This is a genomic window from Winogradskyella ouciana (genome assembly GCF_009709615.1).
Lineage (GTDB): Bacteria > Bacteroidota > Bacteroidia > Flavobacteriales > Flavobacteriaceae > Winogradskyella > Winogradskyella ouciana.
In genome coordinates this window covers 1-274 of sequence record NZ_WJYA01000096.1, presented here as the reverse complement: position 1 = coordinate 274, position 274 = coordinate 1, and the positions used below count along the sequence as shown (strand labels likewise).

Below are 274 nucleotides of genomic sequence, written 5' to 3'. Positions count from 1 at the left end.
ATGAGAGGCAGAAGATGGAGATTCGAAAATCCAAGGAGTTTGACCTGTGGTTTTCTAAGCTGTCTGCAGATTATAAGAAAGTGCTTTATAGCCGATTTTATAGGATTGAGTCAGATTGTCATTTTGGTGATGTGAAGAGTCTGAAAGAAGGGTTGTACGAGCTGCGCTGGAGGAATGGACTGAGAGTGTATTTCTATCGATCTGGAGAGCAGCAGGTTTTTATTTTAACTCAAGTTGTGTGATAGGGGTGACTCAGATGAAATTGGACTTTTGT

Annotated in this window: 1 protein-coding gene; it reads left to right on the top strand. The window is 40.9% G+C overall.

Annotated features, from left to right (window positions below; translation table 11 throughout):
* Positions 1-242 (top strand): type II toxin-antitoxin system RelE/ParE family toxin (locus F1003_RS17025; RefSeq protein ID WP_235898417.1); only part of this gene is annotated, 242 nt, incomplete at its 5' end.
* Positions 243-274: the final 32 nt, after the last annotated feature.